The sequence below is a fragment of the Mangrovicoccus sp. HB161399 genome, assembly GCF_013184745.1.
In the GTDB taxonomy this organism is placed as follows: domain Bacteria; phylum Pseudomonadota; class Alphaproteobacteria; order Rhodobacterales; family Rhodobacteraceae; genus Mangrovicoccus.
Genome location: NZ_JAATVU010000176.1, coordinates 1 through 3,198, shown reverse-complemented (window position 1 = coordinate 3,198; position 3,198 = coordinate 1). Strand labels below are relative to the sequence as shown.

Annotated in this window: 5 protein-coding genes; all 5 read left to right on the top strand. The window is 64.9% G+C overall.

The genetic code is table 11. From position 1 onward, the window contains the following. Nucleotides 1–439 (top strand): hypothetical protein (locus HCC78_RS31885; protein WP_172332718.1); only part of this gene is annotated, 439 nt, incomplete at its 5' end. Nucleotides 440–1,482: 1,043 nt separating this feature from the next. Further along, nucleotides 1,483–1,797, top strand: coding sequence for a hypothetical protein (locus HCC78_RS31880; RefSeq protein ID WP_172332717.1), 315 nt, complete (start codon nt 1,483–1,485; stop codon nt 1,795–1,797). Nucleotides 1,798–2,058: 261 nt separating this feature from the next. Then, complete coding sequence (locus HCC78_RS31875; protein WP_172332716.1) at nt 2,059–2,349, top strand: hypothetical protein; 291 nt, start codon at nt 2,059–2,061, stop codon at nt 2,347–2,349. 9 nt (nt 2,350–2,358) lie between these two features. Beyond that, nucleotides 2,359–2,535, top strand: a complete 177-nt coding sequence (locus tag HCC78_RS31870; RefSeq protein ID WP_172332715.1) for a hypothetical protein — start codon at nt 2,359–2,361, stop codon at nt 2,533–2,535. After that, nucleotides 2,532–2,837: a hypothetical protein gene (locus tag HCC78_RS31865; RefSeq protein ID WP_172332714.1), complete on the top strand. Its 306-nt coding sequence runs from the start codon at nt 2,532–2,534 to the stop codon at nt 2,835–2,837. The genes HCC78_RS31870 and HCC78_RS31865 overlap by 4 nt, the downstream gene beginning before the upstream one ends. Nucleotides 2,838–3,198 lie beyond the last annotated feature (361 nt).

Below are 3,198 nucleotides of genomic sequence, written 5' to 3'. Positions count from 1 at the left end.
AAGCCTCTGGGAGGAATTCGCCGTCCCGCCGAACCGGCCGGACGGCAAGTGGGTCTACTGGCAGTTCCGCCGCGGCTGGGAGCGCGTCCGCGGGACCGGCCAGCATTCCGGGGAGATCGACGAGATGATCCGTACGATCCAGGAACAGTTCGACGCCACGCAGGACCACATCGAGATGGAGCTCGAGCGGGGCTGGGACGGCGAGCACGGCAGGCCCGCTGTCTACGTCACTGCCCGGATCCACATGTACGGGGACCTGCAGCAATACCATCTCGGCGAGATCGAAGAGGAGGCTGCCGCCTGGCTCGACAAGAACTTCGGCAACGATATGCCGATTGCCGCGGAGATGGTCCGGCTGGCATCCGACGGCAAGCATCATTCCATCCAGATCGCCTGCCTCATGCCCCCCAAGAAGCAGCGGGCGCAGTACGAGCTTTGACGCAAACGCCCCGCGCAGTCCAACCAACCGCGCGGGGCGGGGCCGCGGCGTCCTCCCCAAACCGGGACCGAGGCCATGCCGCGCCTCTGCGACATCATTGTAGCCGCCACGGCGCATTTGGCGACTCGCATTCCGGCCGCGACATGTGCCTTCATCGGAGAGCCCATCCGTTCCGGGCGCCCGGCTGTCACCATGTTTCCAAAATGCCGGGCTGCGCTGCGGTCCAGTCCTGTTACCGCAGCGCACCTTCCCGAAGATCGAGGCTTTCCAGAATCCGCGGCTCGTCACCACGCGAGCGGCGCTGCGCCACGCGGCACGCATGGTTTCGCCGCTGTCATCTCTGTTGAGGGAGGCAAACGCCCCGCGCGGCTCACCCAGCCGCGCGGGGCGGAGCTGCGGCTCCTCTCCAAGGCCGCGCTGCACTTCGGCACTGTAAAGACCGTGGCGCATCTTACAACTCGATTCCCGAATGCGATTTGTGGTTATCTGGCCATGCTCGTTGGAGCATGACGCCTGGCAGCCACCTTTCCTAAACGCCTGGCCGCGCTGCGGCCCGCCCCAGCGGCCGCAGCGCACCTTCCCAAGAGTTCCGGTTTTCCTGACTCGGCGCGGATCTGCCGGACGCGTAGCCTTGTGCGGTCCGGCAGCCCTCTGGCCGGACGCGTTCCCGCCCAGCCCCGAGGAACCAACGTGCAAGCTCGCGATGCCACCACTCACGATCACGACGCCTTCGCCTCCGGGAAAAAATGCTCTGCCGTCAGGGGCAGATTTTCGGAGCGCGCGTGCGCCATCAACCTCGCCGCGCAATCGGAGGGCACCAGTCCACCAGTTCCGCCGCGCTCTTTTGGGTACGTCCACCTGCGCACCCTGATTTCCGATCTTTCGGTAATCTTGGCTACCGCAGCGATGCCGCCGCATAGGCTAATGATCGTCGATGCTGGTTCCATGAGCAATTCATTGCGATTATCGCAATGAATGTCAACGCGGATGCTTGCGATAATCGGCGGTATGAATTTCCTGCGTTTTTCGCAAGAAATGGGCGCATGGAACGCATTGACGGACAGTGGATCAAGGAGCGCCTAACAGGCAAGCGAGGCGAGCAAGCTCAGCTGGCGCGGCACCTCGGCATATCCAATGACAAGCTTAGCAAGACACTCAGGGGCGAGCGCCGGGTCCAGGAAAGCGAGCTTCCACTGCTTCTAGAGTGGTTTCAGTTGCATCTTGAAACCGATCAGGAGCAGCAAGACAAGGACCTTCAAGAGATCCTCGTGGAAGCCCGCGAGCTGAATGAAGAAGGCAAGCAAATTTTGCTCGAGCACCTCCGTTTGATCCTGCGCGCCCCAGAATATCGCCGCTAAGCTTCATCGCAACTTTCAGCGCTTTTAGATCGCAAGCCGACAGCTTGCGGAGTGATTCTTCTATCTCATCCATGCAATTTCTCGCCAATATTGCGCTATTCGCAACTTTATCCTTGACGGCATATTGCGTTATTCGCAATATTGTTCCTGACTCAGGAGGACATGATGCAACAGCCAGATGCGATTACCGGAGCCGACCTCCGCAACCTTTGCGATAGGTCAACAAACCAGACCGCTTCCCTTTCGGAAACCGAGGAAGGCATGGAATTCCTCACCATCGCCGCCGCCCGCGCGGCTGGCGAGGCGATCCCGGAGACCGCCCTGTCTGGCCTCGCCGCAAAGGTGAAGGCCATCTTCCCGCTGGCCGACGACACCCTCGCTGAGCTTACCGCCTGGCCGTCCGTCCTGGGCATGCTGCGCGCCATCTTCGACCCGCGCTTCCCCGCCTACCGTCCGACCTGCCGCGCCGATCTCGGCTGCCAGCCGGTCGCCGCCATCTTCGACGAGGCGATGATCCTCGCGGGCGATGCCCGCCGCGCCTGGAGGTGCTGAGCGATGGCCGTGACGCTTCCCATCAAGATGGCCGGGCGCCGCTGGGCAATCGCCCATAGGGCCGAGGGCGGCTACGCGCTGGTCATCCAGCTCAGCACGGCCGACGAGATCGCCGCCGTTGACACCGCAATCAACTCCCAGATCGACGCCGAGCGCTGGTACGCGGAAAAGGGGCAGCACCTATGATCGCCATCCCCGCCAGCGACCGCGCCTTCGCGCTGCGCCGCTCCCGCCTGATCATGAACGGCAGCCACCCCGTCGAGGTCCGCGACCAGGCGATCAAGGTCCTCTGGGACTACGATCCGCGCTACGTGAAGAACACCTATGCCGAGCACCTGACGCTCGCCTGCGACGCCCGCGCTCCGGCGCTGGTGCGCGCCTCGGCGATCGACTGGCTCATCGCCCACACCGCCAGCACCGACCAGCTGGGCCAGCGCAGGCTGGACTTGATCCGCGCAGGGCTGCTGACGGTGGGCGAGCCGGAATGACGGAGTTCCGCGGCTGAGGGGTCGGCCGCGGAGAGCGCGCCCCGGGTCTTCCTCCTCCCTGGCCCGGGGCGTGCAGCAGGATACCGGGCGACCACAAGCCCGGAGCGCATGCGGCCCCATGCAGGAAACCAGAGCCCGCCGCATGCGCCACAAGACACCCGGCCGCCACCAGCTTTCCCCCTGGCCCGGGTCAGGCCCCGCCGCCTTCCTCCGGCGGCGGGGCCGCACAGACCGCTCCGGCGGGGCCGCACAGACCGCTCCGGCGGGGCCTGCCGCCCAGTTCACGAGTTCACCCGTACCCCGCAACCCCGGCAGGCCCCCACCAGAGCGATCAGGACATCTCCGGCGCGTGGCCGGTTTC

What these genes read in the sequence shown, in the direction of transcription:
- HCC78_RS31880 (WP_172332717.1), top strand. Translation starts at nt 1,483, where the DNA reads ATGGAACGCATTGACGGACAGTGGATCAAGGAGCGCCTAACAGGCAAG.
- HCC78_RS31875 (WP_172332716.1), top strand. Translation starts at nt 2,059, where the DNA reads ATGGAATTCCTCACCATCGCCGCCGCCCGCGCGGCTGGCGAGGCGATC.
- HCC78_RS31865 (WP_172332714.1), top strand. Translation starts at nt 2,532, where the DNA reads ATGATCGCCATCCCCGCCAGCGACCGCGCCTTCGCGCTGCGCCGCTCC.